Annotated in this window: 12 protein-coding genes and 6 tRNA genes; 17 read left to right on the top strand and 1 reads right to left on the bottom strand. The window is 68.1% G+C overall.

All coding sequences use genetic code 11. The features are described from left to right. Positions 1-4 precede the first annotated feature (4 nt). From BO221_RS30030 to BO221_RS30000, 7 genes are all read left to right on the top strand, one after another. Positions 5-814, top strand: a complete 810-nt coding sequence (locus BO221_RS30030; protein ID WP_073564196.1) for an N-acetylmuramoyl-L-alanine amidase — start codon at positions 5-7, stop codon at positions 812-814. An 81-nt stretch (positions 815-895) separates the two neighbouring features. Continuing rightward, positions 896-1,612, top strand: coding sequence for a ribonuclease PH (gene rph / locus BO221_RS30025; protein ID WP_073564194.1), 717 nt, complete (start codon positions 896-898; stop codon positions 1,610-1,612). Next, positions 1,609-2,217 (top strand): RdgB/HAM1 family non-canonical purine NTP pyrophosphatase, encoded by a 609-nt coding sequence (gene rdgB / locus BO221_RS30020; protein ID WP_073564192.1) that lies wholly within the window; start codon positions 1,609-1,611, stop codon positions 2,215-2,217. Before rph ends, rdgB begins: the two co-directional genes overlap by 4 nt. A 64-nt stretch (positions 2,218-2,281) precedes the next feature. Next, a tRNA-Pro gene (locus BO221_RS30015) sits at positions 2,282-2,355 on the top strand. A 32-nt stretch (positions 2,356-2,387) separates the two neighbouring features. Then, positions 2,388-2,464 (top strand) — tRNA-Arg (locus BO221_RS30010). Between the two features lie 105 nt (positions 2,465-2,569). Beyond that, positions 2,570-2,643, top strand: a tRNA-His gene (locus BO221_RS30005). A 20-nt stretch (positions 2,644-2,663) separates the two neighbouring features. After that, positions 2,664-2,737 (top strand) — tRNA-Arg (locus tag BO221_RS30000). Between the two features lie 70 nt (positions 2,738-2,807). Here BO221_RS30000 and bet read toward each other — a convergent pair. Then, positions 2,808-3,965 (bottom strand): phage recombination protein Bet, encoded by a 1,158-nt coding sequence (bet, locus tag BO221_RS29995; RefSeq protein WP_073564190.1) that lies wholly within the window; start codon positions 3,963-3,965, stop codon positions 2,808-2,810. Between the two features lie 262 nt (positions 3,966-4,227). Here bet and BO221_RS29990 point away from each other — a divergent pair. From BO221_RS29990 to BO221_RS29945, 10 genes are all read left to right on the top strand, one after another. Continuing rightward, positions 4,228-4,300, top strand: a tRNA-Lys gene (locus BO221_RS29990). Positions 4,301-4,408: 108 nt separating this feature from the next. Beyond that, positions 4,409-4,490: transfer RNA gene (locus tag BO221_RS29985), tRNA-Leu, on the top strand. A 118-nt stretch (positions 4,491-4,608) separates the two neighbouring features. After that, complete coding sequence (gene tig, locus BO221_RS29980) at positions 4,609-5,889, top strand: trigger factor (protein WP_073564188.1); 1,281 nt, start codon at positions 4,609-4,611, stop codon at positions 5,887-5,889. Between the two features lie 35 nt (positions 5,890-5,924). After that, complete coding sequence (gene clpP / locus BO221_RS29975) at positions 5,925-6,545, top strand: ATP-dependent Clp endopeptidase proteolytic subunit ClpP (protein ID WP_043405396.1); 621 nt, start codon at positions 5,925-5,927, stop codon at positions 6,543-6,545. Between the two features lie 206 nt (positions 6,546-6,751). Beyond that, positions 6,752-8,032: an ATP-dependent Clp protease ATP-binding subunit ClpX gene (gene clpX / locus BO221_RS29970; protein ID WP_073564185.1), complete on the top strand. Its 1,281-nt coding sequence runs from the start codon at positions 6,752-6,754 to the stop codon at positions 8,030-8,032. A 193-nt stretch (positions 8,033-8,225) separates the two neighbouring features. After that, positions 8,226-10,301 carry a prolyl oligopeptidase family protein gene (locus BO221_RS29965; protein WP_073564183.1) on the top strand — a complete coding sequence of 692 codons (2,076 nt, stop codon included), beginning with the start codon at positions 8,226-8,228 and terminating at the stop codon, positions 10,299-10,301. A 199-nt stretch (positions 10,302-10,500) separates the two neighbouring features. Beyond that, positions 10,501-12,939 (top strand): endopeptidase La, encoded by a 2,439-nt coding sequence (lon, locus tag BO221_RS29960; protein ID WP_073564181.1) that lies wholly within the window; start codon positions 10,501-10,503, stop codon positions 12,937-12,939. A gap of 323 nt (positions 12,940-13,262) precedes the next feature. Further along, positions 13,263-14,924, top strand: a complete 1,662-nt coding sequence (locus tag BO221_RS29955; protein WP_073564179.1) for a peptide ABC transporter substrate-binding protein — start codon at positions 13,263-13,265, stop codon at positions 14,922-14,924. Between the two features lie 3 nt (positions 14,925-14,927). Further along, positions 14,928-15,812, top strand: coding sequence for an ABC transporter permease (locus tag BO221_RS29950; protein WP_073564177.1), 885 nt, complete (start codon positions 14,928-14,930; stop codon positions 15,810-15,812). Next, positions 15,809-16,624: an ABC transporter permease gene (locus tag BO221_RS29945; RefSeq protein ID WP_073564175.1), complete on the top strand. Its 816-nt coding sequence runs from the start codon at positions 15,809-15,811 to the stop codon at positions 16,622-16,624. Before BO221_RS29950 ends, BO221_RS29945 begins: the two co-directional genes overlap by 4 nt. Positions 16,625-16,645: the final 21 nt, after the last annotated feature.

The raw sequence follows: 16,645 nt of genomic DNA, 5'->3' as shown, positions 1-16,645 counted from the left end.
GGCCATGACACTCCGCCTCCCCCCCCTCGTCGGCGTGCTCGTCCTGCTGTGCCTGCCCTCGTCCTCCCCCGCGGCCGAGCGCCCCGCGCGCATCGTGGTGGATCCAGGCCATGGTGGAGACAAGGGGGGAGCCACGAGCCCCACGGGCCTGCTCGAGAAGGACGTGTCGCTGCAGGTGGCGAAGCGGCTGAGGGATCACCTGGAGGAGGAGCTCGGGGCGCAGGTGCTGATGACGCGGGAAGAGGACCAGTCGCTGCCCCTGTCCGAGCGGGTGGAGTTCTCCAACAAGCAGCGGCCGGACCTCTTCGTCTCCATCCACTGCAACGCGATGCCCACCCGGCGCACCCGCGCGCGCGTCCAGGGCATCGAGACGTACTTCCTTTCGGCCAGCGCCTCCAACGCCACGGCGCGGGCGGCCGCGGACCGTGAGAATGCCGAGGCCCCAGCGGCGCGGGGAGCGCGGGGAGACTCCACGCTGGCCTTCATCCTCCACGACCTGGCGCGTACCGAGGCGCACCAGGACTCCTCGCGCCTGGCGTACGCCATCCATCAGAAGCTCATCGCGGCCACGGGGGGCTCGGACCGGGGGGTGCTGCAGGCGCCCTTCTACGTGCTCAACGGCGTCGAGGCCCCCGCCGTCCTCGTGGAGATTGGCTACATCTCGCACCCGGAGGAGGGGAGCAAGCTGGCCCGCGCCGAGTACCAGGAGCGGCTCGCCACCGCCATCGCCGAGGGCGTGAGGGTCTTCCTGGCCGAGGTGCGCCGGCGCGATTCGCCCAAGCCCGCGAAGGTGGCGGCTCCCGCGACTCCCTGACAGAGGAGCGCACTCGCGACGGACAGCGGGGCGGCGCGTCTGCTAGAGAGGCGCCCGTTTCCCTTACCGAGGAGCCTCCCCATGCGGTCCTTCAACCGTGGGGCGCTGGACATGCGCCCCGTTACCCTTACCCCTGCCATCACCCGTCACGCCGAGGGCTCGACCCAGGTGGAGTTCGGCGATACCCGCGTGCTCGTCACCTGCTCGGTGGAGGAGAAGGTGCCGCCCCACCTGATGGGCAAGGGCTCCGGCTGGGTGACGGCCGAGTACGGCATGCTGCCGCGCTCCACGCATACCCGCACGCAGCGTGAGGCCGCCAAGGGCAAGCAGACCGGGCGCACGCTGGAGATTCAACGGCTCATCGGCCGCTCCATGCGCGCCGCGGTGGACCTGCCGGGCCTGGGCGTGCGCACCTTCACCCTGGACTGCGACGTCCTCCAGGCCGACGGCGGCACCCGCACCGCCTCCATCACCGGCGCCTACGTGGCCCTGGTGCTCGCCATGCGCAAGCTGCACAAGGCCGGGGTGATGACGCGCATGCCCAAGCTCACTCCCATCGCCGCGGTGTCCGTGGGCGTGGTGAAGGGCGAGGTGCGGGTGGACCTCGACTACGACGAGGACTCCACCGCCGACGTGGACCTGAACCTGGTGGCCACCGGCGACGGCCGCATCGTCGAGGTGCAGGGCACCGCCGAGCACCAGCTCTTCGACCGCAAGACGATGGACGCCATGCTGGACGCGGGACTGGCCGCCATCCGCCAGCTCACCGAGGCCCAGCAGAAGGTGCTCGGCGCATGAAGCCCCGCCTGCTCTTCGCCACCGGCAACAAGGGCAAGCTGCGCGAGCTGCGTGGACTCGTGGGGGACGCCGTGGAGGTGGTCTCCCTCGAGGACCTGCCGCCCATCCCCGAGCCCGAGGAGTCCGGCGCCACCTTCGAGGAGAACGCTGAGCTCAAGGCCCGCGCCTACGCCGCGGCGAGCGGCCTGCCCGCCCTGGCGGATGACTCGGGGTTGTGCGTGGACGCACTGGGAGGCCGTCCTGGCGTGCACTCCGCGCGTTATGCAGAGGGGGACGACAAGGCGCGCTACCAGAAGCTGCTCGCCGAGCTGTCGGGCGTGCCGGACGACAAGCGCACCGCCGCCTTCGCGTGCGCGCTCTGCCTGGTGCGGCCGGGCGGGGGCCCCGCCATCATCGAGGTGGGCCGCTGCGAGGGCCGCATCGGCCACGAGCCCCGGGGCTCCCACGGCTTTGGCTACGATCCGGTCTTCCTCCTGCCGGGCGGCAAGACGATGGCGGAGCTGACGTCCGAGGAGAAGGCGGCCATCTCGCACCGGGGTGTCGCCTTCCAGAAGATGCTGCCCCATCTGAGGGCGATGGTGGGCGGGCAGCCTGTTGGAGGGTGAGCAGGCGTCAGGAACGTTTGCCTTGCGCGTCCGTTCCGGATGGTTCAACAATGTTGAGCTTCATCGGGGCGTAGCGCAGCCTGGTAGCGCACCTGCCTTGGGCGCAGGGGGTCGGAGGTTCAAATCCTCTCGCCCCGATACAGCAGTACCGCGGTAACGGAGTGGATTGCGTGCCAGTAGCTCAGCTGGATAGAGCATCGGCCTTCTAAGCCGAGGGTCGTGGGTTCGAGTCCCGCCTGGCGCGCCACCTTCTCCGTTGTGACAAAAGGGGCTTGAACCGTATCGGTTTCCACGGTAGGGAAGCCGCCACGTTTCAGCGCGGTTGTTCCAGCGCGAGTTGTTCGTCGTAACGGCGGCCATAGCTCAACTGGTTAGAGCGCAGGACTGTGACTCCTGAGGTTACCGGTTCGATCCCGGTTGGCCGCCCTTCTCATCCCCCGCTTTTTGCGCCTATAGCTCAACTGGATAGAGCATCGGCCTTCGAAGCCGAGGGTTGGGGGTTCAAGTCCCTCTGGGCGCGCAGCAGCACCCCCTTCCGAGGGTGCCGCCACGCCGGGGAACTTCTCCTCCCCTAGCGACTCAGTACGGGCTCAGGCCTTGGCGTCCACCGCGGGAACGCGGCAGCGCAGCTCGGCCTCGGTCTCGAGCGCCGCGAGGTTCTCTCGCATCGGCCGGGCCCACTTCGCCTTGGGCTGCTCCATCAACTTCTCGTGAGCCAGGTCGATCGTCTCGGCCAGCTCCTCGTCGTTGAGCTCGGAGGCCGTCTTGCCCTTGTGCGGACCGAAGGCCACCACCACCGACGAGCTCTTCAGCTTCGCCGGGGCCTCCACGGCCGGAGCCGGCTCGGCGGCCGGAGTGGGCTCGGGGGTCTTCTCCCGGGCCTTCACTTCCTTCGCCGGAGTCTCCCGGGCCACCACGGGCTCGCGGACCTCCTTGGCGGAGGTGGCCGCGGGACGCGCCTTCACGGACTCCCGGACCGGCTCGGGTTCACGCACGGTCTCCCTGTGCGTCTCCTGGGCCTGGGCCTGCACGGGCGCCGGTTCCGGAGCCGCGGGCGGGGGAGGGAAGGACGCCTTCACCGGAGCGGAACGCGCACCCAGCACCTCGTAGCCGTGTGACGCCGCGGGCTCGGCCTGTGTGGGCTCGAACTCCTCGGCCGGCATCTCCTCGCGCACGTACAGGCCGCCGAAGGCCTCGGGGTACGCCTTGCGCAGTGCCGCCACGCGCGCGCACTTCTCGATCATCGTCGTGGGAATCTTGGCCCACAGCGGCGTCTGCTGGACGTAGCCCGCGAAGTCCAGCCACACCACCACCGGCAACTTCCCATCCCTCACCACGCGCGACCAGGCTCCCACCAGGCTGCCCTTGCGCTTGGCCGGGTTGAAGCGGTGCAACACCTCGCCCCTTCCCTGGTCCACGATGATCTCATCCTCGGCGTACACCGCACTCGCCTGGATGCCCTTGAAGTCCGGGAAGCGCTCCGCGCGCGCCAGCATCCCCGCCTCCGAGGGCTGGAACTCGTAGCGAGTCACCCAGTTGGGCTTCTCCCGGTTGCCCGCGTTCTGCCGCCGGGCCACGCAGAAGGCTTCCTTCAGCAACGGGTCCAACCCGGAGCGCTTGCACTGTTCGATGAAGAGGGCGAACTCGTCCTCCCCGATTCCTCGGGGGCAGATGGTCCGCTTGATGAGTTCCACGCGCTCGGAGCTCCACTGGCTCGACGCGGTTTCCGCCTTGTTGTGTGCTTCCACTGCTCTGTCTCCGCCTTCGAAAAGGGCGAACGACCTCCGTCCGCCCGCACCTCGGGGAGGATTCAACCCTGGAAGGCGCGCGTTGGCATCCCGATACTGAACACCTGTCCAGCGCCAGCTCGGAGGGCAGACGGGCTCAGCGGAGAGGGTCTGGAGGGGTTGCGCGAGGGTGCGAAAAAAAGCATTTGACGTGGACCGCGTCGCACCGTACAAGCCGTCCCCGTCGACGCGCGGTGACGAACCGCGGCGGCGCACAAGAGTCGGGAGCGTAGCTCAATTGGTAGAGCAATGGACTCTTAATCCATAGGTTGTGGGTTCGATTCCCTCCGCTCTCAACAGACCGGGGCCCCTTCAGTGATGAGGGGGCCCCGGTTCCTTTTTGGGCTCCTGGATTGCCGTGCGCCGGAGCCCCGTTTTCGGGTTAGAACGCACGGTCAGCCCCCGGGCGGGTGGCGAAACTGGTAGACGCGCCAGACTTAGGATCTGGTACCGCAAGGTGTGAGGGTTCGAGTCCCTCCTCGCCCATTCCGGCCATTTCGCGTTGACCGGATCGGACCTATCTCCTAAACGCGCACGTCCTGCTTTCTTCTGTTCTTCACCCATTCGACACGCCGGCCGTGCCCGGCGCGAGCGAGGCATCCCCATGAAGGTCCAGATCGAGGAGCTCTCTCCCATCGAGAAGAAGCTCTCCATCGAGGTCGAGAACTCCCGCGTGACCGAGGAGCTCACCCGCGCGTATACCGCGCTCGGCAAGCAGGTGAAGCTGCCCGGCTTCCGTCAGGGCAAGGTTCCCCGCCGCATCCTCGAGCAGCGTTACCGGGAGCAGGTGGAGGACGAGGTCATCCAGCGCGTGGTGCAGAACGCCTGGCTGGAGGCCGCCCGTGAGCACAAGGTGGAGGCCGTGGCCCCGCCCCAGGTGACCAACAACTCCGGCCTCAAGGCCGACGCCCCCTTCACCTTCGAGGCCCGCGTCGAGGTGAAGCCCAAGGTGGAGGCCAAGGACTACCAGGGCCTGTCGCTCACCCGCTCCGAGACCAAGGTCGAGGACAAGGAGGTGGACGACCGCCTGACCCAGCTGCGGGAGAGCATGGCGCGGCTGGAGAACATCGAGGGCCGTGACACGGCGCAGATGGGCGACTTCGCCACCGTGGACTACCACGCCACCGTGGACGGCAAGGACTTCCCCGGCAGCAAGGCCGACGACGTGACGGTGGAGCTGGCCCCCGGCGAGCTGGTGGAGTCCAACGTGGCCGCCCTCGAGGGCACCAAGGTGGGCGAGGCCAAGGAGCTGGACTACTCCTTCCCCGCCGACTACCGGGTGGAGGACGTCAAGGGCAAGACGGCTCGCTTCAAGTTCACCGTCAAGGGCCTGAAGAAGAAGGTCATCCCCGAGCTCGACGACGCCTTCGCCAAGGAGACGGGCGAGGCCCAGACGCTCGAGGAGCTGCGCGGGAAGATCCGCGCGGACCTGGAGCAGGGCAAGCGCAACAAGGCCCAGGGCGAGGAGCGCGACGCGCTCTTCAAGGCCCTCATCGAGCGCAACACCTTCGAGGTGCCCAAGGCGATGGTGGAGCGCACCATCGACAACATGCTGGAGAACCGGCTGCGCGCCATGGCCCGCATGGGCATGGATCCCCGCCAGCTCAACCTGGACTTCGCCCGGCTGCGCGAGGACCTGCGTGAGGAGGCCACCAAGGAAGTGAAGGGGGCGCTGCTCATCGAGGCCATTGCTCAGAAGGAGAACATCCAGACCAGCGACGCCGACGTGGAGAAGAAGCTCGAGGAGCTGGCCAAGGAGGCCAAGCAGGACATCTCCGTCGTCCGCAAGTACTTCAAGGGCGCCAACGAGCGCGAGGGGTTGAGCCTCCGACTTCGCGAAGAAAAGACGATTGAATTCCTGAAGGGTCAGGCGAAGTATTCCTAGGAGTTCTTCTTCCTTCGACCCTTCACGAGGTTGTCATGCCCTTCATGCCCGTTCCCTACGTCATCGAGCAGACCCACCGAGGGGAGCGCTCGTACGACATCTACAGCCGGCTCCTGAAGGACCGGATCGTCATGTTGGGAACGGAGATCGACGATGACGTCGCCAACGTCATCGTCGCCCAGCTCCTGTTCCTGGAGTCCGAGGACCCGGACAAGGACATCAACCTCTACATCAACTCGCCCGGTGGTTCGGTGACGGCCGGTTTGGCCATCTACGACACCATGCAGTACGTGAAGCCGCAGGTGTCCACCATCTGCGTGGGCCAGGCGGCCTCCATGGGCGCGGTGCTCCTGCTGGCCGGGGCCAAGGGCAAGCGTTACGCCCTGCCCAGCTCGCGCATCATGATCCACCAGCCGCTGGGCGGGGTGCGCGGGCAGGCCACGGACATCGAGATCCAGGCCAAGGAAATCCTCCGCATGCGGGCCAAGCTCAACGAGCTCATCGTCAAGCACACCGGCCAGCCGATCGAGCGTGTGGAGAAGGACACGGATCGCGACTACTTCATGGGGGCGGCGGAGGCCAAGGCGTACGGCATCCTCGACGAGGTACAGAACCCCCGGAAGGTGCTGACGCCGCCCACGGGCGAGCGCAAGTAGGCGCCCCCTCGCGGGGCATACGGGCCGGAGCCGCGGGAATGCTGTACCGCGTCTCCGGCTTCTGTTTTCTGCGCCTGTCGTTTTGGGCTGTTAAGTACCGAGCAGGTGCGTGGACGTCCCGGACAGGGGCTGACTAGATTGGTTTCAAGGCAGGGGGGCGGGCCGGTTGGGGAGCGCACCTCCAGGCAGTTGCAGCGAGGGCAAACATGGCGGGTAAGAACGTGGAGAAGCGAGATAACCAGTCCCTCTGCTGTTCGTTCTGCGGCAAATCGCAGAAAGAGGTGAAGAAGCTCATCGCGGGACCGACGGTCTACATCTGCGACGAGTGCATCGGGCTGTGCAACGACATCATCGCGGAAGAGATCGACCGCGAGGAGACCAAGGACACGAAGCTGCGCATTCCGCGGCCCAGTGAGATCAAGGCCATCCTCGACGAGTACGTGATCGGCCAGGAGCGGGCGAAGAAGACGCTCTCGGTGGCGGTGCACAACCACTACAAGCGCATCGAGTCCAAGGTGGCCATGGACGACGTGGAGCTGCAGAAGAGCAACATCCTTCTGCTCGGCCCCACGGGCAGCGGCAAGACGCTGCTGGCGCAGACGCTGGCGCGCATCCTCAACGTGCCCTTCACCATCGCGGACGCCACGTGCCTCACCGAGGCCGGCTACGTGGGTGAGGACGTCGAGAACATCATCGTCAACCTGCTCCAGGCGGCGGACCACGACATCGAGCGGGCCCAGCGCGGCATCGTCTACATCGACGAGATCGACAAGATCGCCCGCAAGTCGGAGAACCCGTCCATCACCCGCGACGTGTCGGGCGAGGGCGTGCAGCAGGCCCTGCTGAAGATCATCGAGGGCACCGTCGCCAATGTTCCGCCGAAGGGTGGCCGCAAGCACCCGCAGCAGGAGTTCCTGCAGGTGGACACGACGAACATCCTCTTCATCTGCGGCGGCGCCTTCGGCGGGCTGGAGCAGATCATCGAGCGGCGGCTGGGTGGCCGCAGCCTGGGCTTCGGCGCGGACATCCAGTCCAAGAAGCAGCGCAACCTCACCGAGCTGCTCAAGCACGTGGAGCCGGAGGACCTGCTGAAGTTCGGCATGATTCCGGAGTTCATCGGCCGTCTGCCCATCGTGACGGCGCTCGAGGAGCTGGACGAGCCGGCGCTGGTGAACATCCTCAGCCAGCCGAAGAACGCGCTGACGAAGCAGTACAAGAAGCTCTTCGAGCTGGACGGCATCTCGCTGAAGTTCACGGATGGGGCGCTCAAGGCGATTGCCTCCGAGGCCATCCGCCGCAAGGCGGGAGCGCGCGGCCTGCGCTCCATCCTGGAGAGCGCGATGCTGGACGTGATGTACGAGCTGCCCTCGCGCAAGACGGCCCGCGAGGTGGTGATCTCCGAGGAGGTCATCCTCAAGAAGAGCGAGCCAGTGGTGCTCCACTCCCAGGAGAACAAGGAAGCGGAGCCCAAGAAGGAGAGCGCGTAGGCGCTCGCGCGCCGAAGCGCCCGCGCGCAAGATCCCCTCTCCCCCCGGGAGAGGGACGGGGTGAGGGTATCCGGGCCCCAGGTTGAGCCCGAGCCCCACCGTGCGTCACGGACGCCCCCGCCAGTCCCGCGCTTTTCGTGGGACGGACGGGGGCGTTGCCTTATCTGCTGTCCCTCATATGGAGACGAAGCGGATGAATCATCCAGCCACGCGGACCGAGGCGGTGGTGGACACCCTGCACGGGGTGGAAGTGGCGGACCCGTACCGCTGGCTCGAGGACGAGAAGTCCCCCGAGGTCCAGGCGTGGATGAAGTCCCAGAACGCCTTCACCCGGGAGCACCTCGAGCGGCTCCCCGGCCGCGAGGCCCTGCGGCGGCGCTACACGGAGCTCTTCTACGTGGAGTCCCTGTCCGCGCCGGCGGTGCGGGGAAACCGCTACTTCTATGTCCGCACCCACAAGGACAAGGAAAAGGCCGTCGTCTACTGGCGCGAGGGCGAGAAGGGCGAGGAGCGCGTCCTGCTGGACCCGAACACCTGGAGCCCGGACGGCACGGTGTCGCTCGGGGTCTGGGTGCCCTCGTGGGATGGCCGGAAGGTGGCCTTCAGCCGTAAGCCGAACGCGGCGGACGAGGCCATCCTCCACGTGCTGGACGTGGACACGGGGAAGTGGAGCGAGGTGGACGTCATCGAAGGGGCCAGGTACGCCTCCCCGAGCTGGACGCCGGACAACGAGTCCTTCTACTACGCATGGCAGCCCACGGACCCGTCCATCCCCGTGGCCGAGCGGCCCGGCTACGTCGAGCTGCGCCTGCACCGGTTGGGCACGGATCCGAAGACGGACACCCAGGTGCACCCGCGCACGGGGGATCCGAAGACGTTCCTCGGCGGCAACGTCACCCGGGATGGCAAGTACCTCTTCGTCTACATCACCCGCGGCTGGAGCGAGAACGACGTCTGGTGGAAGCGGGTGGGGGAGAAGGACTTCCGCCTGCTGGTGAAGGGCGAGGGCGCCCGGTACTCGGTGGACGTCTGGGAGGACGGTTTCTACGTTCAGACCGACGAGGGCGCGCCCATGGAGCGCGTCTTCAAGGTGTCTCCCGAGCGGCCGGAGCGCTCGGCGTGGAAGGAGCTGGTCCCCGAGGACCCCACGGCCGCGCTGCAGGGCATGAACATCGTGGGCGGCCACCTGGCGCTGGCGTACCTGAAGGACGCCACCACGCGGGTGCGGCTGGTGACACTGGACGGCCAGCCGGTGCGCGACGTGGCGCTGCCGGGCCTGGGCGCGGCGAGCAACCTCTACGGCCTGGAGGACCGCGACGAGGCCTGGTTCGTCTACAGCTCCTTCAGCACTCCGCCGCAGGTCTACAAAACGTCCGTGTCCAGCGGGCGGGTGGAGCAGTGGGCCCGGGTGGAGCTGCCCATCGAGCCGGAGCGCTACACGGTGGAGCAGGCCTTCTACCGCTCCAGGGATGGCACGCGGGTGCCCCTCTTCCTGGTGCACCGCAAGGATCTGAAGAAGACGGGGGACAACCCGACCCTGCTCTACGGGTACGGCGGCTTCAACGTGAGCATGCTGCCGTCGTTCCGCTCCAGCATCTACCCCTGGCTGGATGCCGGGGGCGTGTACGTGGTGGCCAACCTGCGTGGGGGCGGGGAGTACGGGAAGGCCTGGCACGAGGCCGGCCGCCTGGACCGCAAGCAGAACGTCTTCGACGACTTCCACGCGGCGGCCGAGTTCCTCATCCGCGAGGGCTATACCCGGCCCGACAAGCTGGCCATCGCTGGCGGCAGCAACGGCGGCCTGCTGGTGGGGGTCGCGATGACCCAGCGCCCGGAGCTCTTCGGGGCAGTGGTGTGCCAGGTGCCCCTGCTGGACATGGTGCGTTATCACCTGTTCGGCAGTGGCAAGACGTGGATTCCAGAGTACGGCACGGCGGAAAAACCGGAGGATTTCCGGGTGCTCCACGCCTACTCGCCCTATCACCGCGTGAGAGCGGGCGTGCGCTACCCGGCCCTCCTGATGATGGCCGCGGACCACGACGACCGGGTCGACCCCCTGCATGCCCGCAAGTTCGTGGCCCTCGTACAGAACGCGGGACATGCCGCGCCTGCCCTGTTACGTATCGAGGCCAACGCGGGGCACGGCGGAGCGGACCAGGTGGCCAAGGCCATCGAGTCCAACGTGGACCTCTACAGCTTCCTTTTCGAGGTGCTAGGCGTTCAGGCGGGCGGCATTGCATCCGCTGCGAACGCAAATCGGGCCCGCTAAAGCACCGGCCGGACACCCGATGGCCCCCAGGGTGTTCCCTTGCTTGCAGGCCAACGTTCCCCATCTTTCACCCGGGGAACGGCCGCTGGAGGGGCCGTGTTATAGAGACCGTCTTACCTGTTCGTACTCTCGGTGTGCGGGCGGGCAACTTTACCAGGGGCTTGCAACCAAGGGTGGCAAGCAGGCAGGTGGCGAATACATGTTCTTCGGACGAGACGACAAGAGGGATGCCCAGAAGCGTGGGAGCACCGTACCGCTCCTCCCGCTGCGGGACATCATCGTGTTTCCGCACATGGTGGTCCCGCTGTTCGTCGGCCGGGAGAAGTCCATCGCGGCGCTGAAGGACGCGATGGCCCACAAGGGCCCCGACGACAAGGCTGTCATCCTCCTGGCCGCTCAGAAAAAGGCCAAGACGAATGACCCGACGCCGGAGGACATCTTCCACTTCGGCACCATCGGCCACGTCATCCAGCTCCTCCCCTTGCCCGATGGCACGGTGAAGGTGCTCGTGGAGGGCGTGCGGCGGGCGCGCGTGAAGAAGTTCATGCCCAACGACGCCTTCTTCATGGTGGAGGTGGAGGAGGTCGAGGAGCAGAGCGAGAAGTCCGTGGAGCTCGAGGCGCTCGTGCGCAGCGTGCACTCGGTCTTCGAGGCCTTCGTCAAGCTCAACAAGCGCATTCCGCCCGAGATGCTCATGCAGGTGGCGAGCATCGACGACCCGGCGCGCCTCGCTGACACCATCGTGGCCCACCTGTCGCTCAAGCTGAACGACAAGCAGGCACTGCTCGAGACGGAGAGCCCGGCCAAGCGGCTGGAGAAGCTCTACGAGCTGATGCAGGGTGAGATCGAGATACTGCAGGTCGAGAAGAAGATCCGCACCCGCGTCAAGAAGCAGATGGAGAAGACCCAGAAGGAGTACTACCTGAATGAGCAGATGCAGGCCATTCAGAAGGAACTGGGTGAGCGCGACGAGTTCAAGAACGAGATCCAGGAGATCGAGGAGAAGCTCAAGAACAAGCGGATGAGCAAGGAGGCCACGCTCAAGGTCAAGAAGGAGCTGAAGAAGCTCCGGATGATGAGCCCGATGAGCGCCGAGGCCACCGTCGTCCGCAACTACATCGACTGGATCATCAGCCTGCCCTGGTACGAGGAGACCCAGGACCGTCTGGATGTCGTCGAGGCCGAGCGGGTGCTCAACGAGGACCACTACGGCCTCAAGCGCCCCAAGGAGCGCATCCTCGAGTACCTGGCCGTGCAGCAGCTGGTGAAGAAGCTCAAGGGCCCCGTGCTCTGCTTCGTGGGACCTCCGGGCGTCGGCAAGACGTCGCTGGCTCGCTCCATCGCCCGCGCCACCGGCCGCAAGTTCGTGCGTCTGTCCCTGGGCGGCGTGCGTGACGAGGCCGAAATCCGCGGCCACCGGCGTACGTACATCGGCGCCATGCCGGGCAAGCTCATCCAGTCGCTGAAGAAGGCGGGCAGCAACAACCCTGTCTTCCTGCTCGATGAGATCGACAAGATGTCCACCGACTTCCGCGGCGACCCGAGCGCGGCGCTGCTGGAGGTGCTGGACCCCGAGCAGAACCACAACTTCAACGACCACTACCTCGACCTCGACTACGACCTGTCGAAGGTGATGTTCATCTGCACCGCGAACACGATGCACAACATCCCCGGTCCTCTGCAGGACCGCATGGAGGTCATCCGGATCGCGGGGTACACCGAGCCCGAGAAGCTCAACATCGCGCGGCGCTACCTGATCCCCAAGGAGCAGGAGGCCAACGGGCTGCTGGATCTGAAGATCGACATCACCAACGACGCGCTGCGGACCATCATCCACCGCTACACGCGTGAGTCCGGTGTGCGCTCGCTGGAGCGTGAGATCGGCGGCGTGTACCGGAAGATCGCCCGCGACATCCTGAAGAACGGCCGGCGCGACATCGTGGTCGACCGCAAGCAGGCGATGAAGTACCTGGGCACCCCGCGCTTCCGCTACGGCGTGGCCGAGCGCGAGGACCAGGTGGGCATCGTCACGGGCCTGGCGTGGACGGAGATGGGAGGAGAGATCCTCACCACCGAGGCCACGGTGATGCCGGGCAAGGGCAAGCTCATCATCACCGGCAAGCTGGGCGAGGTGATGCAGGAGTCGGCGCAGGCGGCCATGTCGTACGTGCGGACTCGAGCGGAGCGGTTCGGGATCGACCGCAAGATGTTCGAGAACTACGACATCCACGTGCACCTGCCCGAGGGCGCCATCCCGAAGGATGGTCCGTCGGCCGGTGTGACGATGTGCACGGCGCTCGTGTCCGCGCTCACCCGCATCCAGGTGCGCAAGGACGTGGCCATGACGGGGGAGATCACCCTGCGCGGCCGGGTGCTGCCCATCGGCGGCCTGAAGGAGAAGACGCTGGCCGCCCACCGCGCGGGCATCAAGACCGTCCTCATCCCGAAGGCCAACAAGAAGGATCTGAAGGACATCCCGAAGAAGATCCGCCAGGCGCTGCGCATCATCCCCGTGGAGTTCGTGGACGATGTGCTCCGCGAGGCCTTGCTCCTGGAGAAGCCCGAGGAGTTCGGCCGCAAGGATCAGCAGAAGACCACCGAGGTTGCTCCCACCGCGGCGGCTTCGGCACCGGCGTAGCGGCGGGCCAGAGGTTGAAGTGATTCGCGGGCCCCGGGGATTTCCCTGGGGCCCGTTGTCTTTTCATGCCTCGCTCTCCGCCCATTTCCCCTCGCCCTCCGGGAGAGGGACGGGGTGAGGGTATCCGTCCCAGTGTTCCCCACTGGACCGTGAACCCGTGCGGCACAGTGGGGCTCCACCTGGGCAACCAGGGATGCGAGGCACCCTCACCCCGTCCCTCTCCCGGGGGGCGAGGGGAGGGGAGCGCACTCCACACCCCATGGGCCTCGGTTGCGCGATACAACCCCACCCCGGTGGCTCCCCTCGTGCGCTCACTCGCCTTGATGCTCGTCCTGGTCCTCGTGGCCGGAGGCTGTGGCCGCTGCGGCTTCCAGCCCGACCCCGGCGTCAAGGTCGTCGTTCCCTCGATGCCCACCACGCTCGACTGGAGCTACTCAGACCCCACCAGCTGGGCCAACTACCCCGTCATGCTCGCCACCCAGCGCGGGCTCACCACGCTCGCGCCGGACCACTCCGTCCAGCCCGGGCTCGCCGAGCGTTGGGAGCGCTCCCGCACTTCCACCGGCCAGGAGGTCTACACCTTCCACCTCCGTCAGGACGTGCGCTGGTCCGATGGTGTCACCCCCCTCACCGCCCAGGACTTCGTCATCGGCTGGCACCGTGCCCTCCAGGGCCGTGAACGCGGGGAACTGGCCGACCTCGCCGGCGCCGACGAGGTGCTCGAGCTCCAGGAGAAGGGTGCTCCCCCCGAACAGCTGAAGGCCGCTCTCGACCGCACCGGCGTCGAGGCGCTCGACCCGCACACCCTCCGCGTCACCCTGGCCCGCCCGCGCAACTACTTCCTCGCGCGCCTCGCCAACGTGTACCTGTTCTTCCCCGCGCCCTCCGCCGTGCTCGCCGGCAAGACCGAGGAGCAGGTGCGCGATTATTTCGACCGGCCTCGCGATGGCCACCCGCTGGCGCTCGGGCCCTACCGCGTGGAGAACTGGGACCGCGCGGGCGAGCGCGTGCGGCTCGTCCACAACCCGCACTCCGCCTTCCTGCCCCCGCTCGCCCCCGGGGAGCGGCCCGCCCCCGTGCTCACCCTCATGAAGTCCGAGATCGGCCCCGCCCTCTACGAGCGCGGCCGCGTGGACTTCGTCTTCGTGGACAGCGCCGTGGCCCTCCAGGGCCGCCGCCCGGACGACCTCCAGCGCGAGCCACTCCTCTCCACCTACTTCCTCGCCATCAACACCGAGCGCCCACCCCTCGACCGGCCCGAGGTCCGCCGCGCCCTTTCCCACGGCATCGACCGCGAGGCCCTCATGAAGGGCCTGCTGCCCGCTGCTCGCCCCAGCCACGTCCTCCTCCCGCCCGAGCTGCCCGGGGCCGCCCCACCCGAGGAGGCCGCGCGCCTGCCCCACTTCGACCCCGAGCGGGCCCGCGCGGAGCTCGCCGGAGTCCCCGGACTGGACCGGCCGTTGCGGCTCGTCTACCGCTCGGGAGACTCCTTCGTGCCCGAGGTGGCCATCGCCGAGCGCCTCGCCGCGCAGCTCACCGCCGTGGGCTTGAAGGTGACGCTGGATGCGCGCTCGGACTTCTCCGCCGAGGTGGCCCGCCGCACCGCCGAGGGCCCTCGTGCCTACGACCTCTACCTGCGCCGCCTGGGCGCGGACTACGCGCACCCCAACACCTTCTTCACCCTCTTCGAGCGCAATGGTCTCCACCAGACGGGCTGGGAAACCCAGCAGGGCGGAGAGCCCATGGCCCGCTTCGAGCGGCTCCTGGACGAGGCCGACGCCGAGCCCGACGAGGCCCGCTCTCGTGCCCTCTATGGCCAGGCCCAGGCGGTGCTCCTCGACGAGATGGCCGTCATCGCGCCGCTCTACCACCCGGACCGCTACTTCCGGACCCGAGCCTCCCTGCGTGGCGTGGACGTGGACCCCTTCAACTTCCTCTCCCTGCGCGAGCTGCGCCTGAGCGCGGCCCCCACGGAGGTGCACTGAGCCATGCCCCCCGCGCTCCTGCGTCTCGGCCGGCAGCTCGTGCTCGTGCCCATCGTCGCCATCGCGTCCTACTTCCTCATGGCCGCGTTGCCCCTCACCACCGCGGACGACGCCAAGCGCCAGGTGGCCCCCGAGGTGCTCGCGTCCTACCGGAGGGACCTCGGCCTGGGACAACCGCTCGGCTTCCTCCGCCCGTGGGAGAAGCTCTTCCGCGGCGAACGCCTGGGCACCAGCGCCCAGGGCATCACCGGCGACGAGCTGCTGTGGAAGCTCTCCGGCAGCGTGGGCGTGGGACTCGTGGCCCTGGTGCTCGCGCTCGGGTGGGCCCTGGCCTTCGCGCTGCTCCGGGCCCGTTGGCGGCGCAGCCGGCTCTCCGTGCTCGGCGACGCGCTGCCCGCCGCGGCCTTCGGTACCCCCGTCTTCATCCCCGCGTTGCTGCTCGCCCCCGCCGTCGTGGAGCGTGGCCACCTGCTGCCCGAGCTGACCGCCGCGTTCGTCATCTCCGTCTGGCCCGGCATCTTCCTCGGCACCCTGGTGGCGGACGCACTGGATACCGAGCTGGCCCGCGACTACGTGCGCACCGCGCTCAGCAAGGGTCTCTCGCCACGCTCCGTGCTGTGGCGCCACGTGCTGCCCAACGTGCTGCCCGCGCTGCTCGATGCCGTGGGCCCCGTGGCCACCGCGCTCCTCGCCGGCTCCTTCGCCGCCGAGCGCGTCTTCGGCCTCCCATACTTCGGCCAGCTCTACGTCCTCGCCGTGCTGCAGAAGCAGGTGGCCGTCGTCGTGGTGGCCACCACCGTGTTCGCCTCGCTGCTCGTCCTCGTGGGGCTCGCGGTGGAGCTCGTGCGGCTCCTCGTGGACCCCCGCGCCCGGGAGGCCCGCTCATGAGCGCCCGCCGCATCCCCACGCGGGCCTGGGTGGGCCTCGTGCTGCTCGTGGGCCTGGGGCTGGCCAGCTGGCTCGCCGGCCGCGTCTTCCCCGAGGCGCTCGCCCGTACCTGCCCCCTGGGCACCGACCCCACCCATCCGGACCGCACCGTGTGCGAGCTGGCCTTCGGTGGCCTCTGGGTCTCCCTCGCCATCGGCCTGACCGCCGGGGCCCTGTCCACCGTGCTGGGGCTCGGCGTGGCCATGAGCGCCCGGGCGGCGGGCGACAGGGTGGAGCACTGGGTGCTGCGCGCGGTGGACGCCGTCTTCGCGCTGCCGGACGTGCTGGTGGTGATGGTGCTCCAGCTCGCCGGCCAGTCCATGCTGGACGCGGGCCACGCGGGCGGATTGGGCCCCTTTGGCCTCATGGTGGTGTCCCTGGCCCTGGTGGGCTGGGCGGGCCCGGCACGCATGTTCCGCAACCGCCTGGCCACGCTCGAGGGCCAGGAGTTCATCGCCGCCTCCCGGGCCCTCGGCGCCGGCCGCTGGCACCTGCTGCGCGTTCACCTCTGGCCCTCGCTGCGTCCCTTCGTGCTCGCCGTCTTCCTCAGCCGCCTGCCGACCGCCATCCTCACCGAGTCCACCGTCAGCTTCTTCGGCATCGCTCGCATGGAGCCCATGTCGCTCGGCCGCTACCTCGGCACCAGCTACGCGGCCCTCATCTACGAGGGCGGTGCTCGCGTGGTGCTGCCCGCCTGGGGGCTGTTGGTGCTGCTCGTGCTTGGTGCCTCGCTCTCCTCTCAAGCACTCGGGGCCGGGACGCGCCGCACCTGAGGGGAGCGGCGGTCCCCCGTT

It is taken from the genome of Archangium sp. Cb G35, assembly GCF_001896145.1.
Classification (GTDB): domain Bacteria; phylum Myxococcota; class Myxococcia; order Myxococcales; family Myxococcaceae; genus Archangium; species Archangium violaceum.
This window is presented reverse-complemented; position numbering and strand designations above follow the sequence as displayed.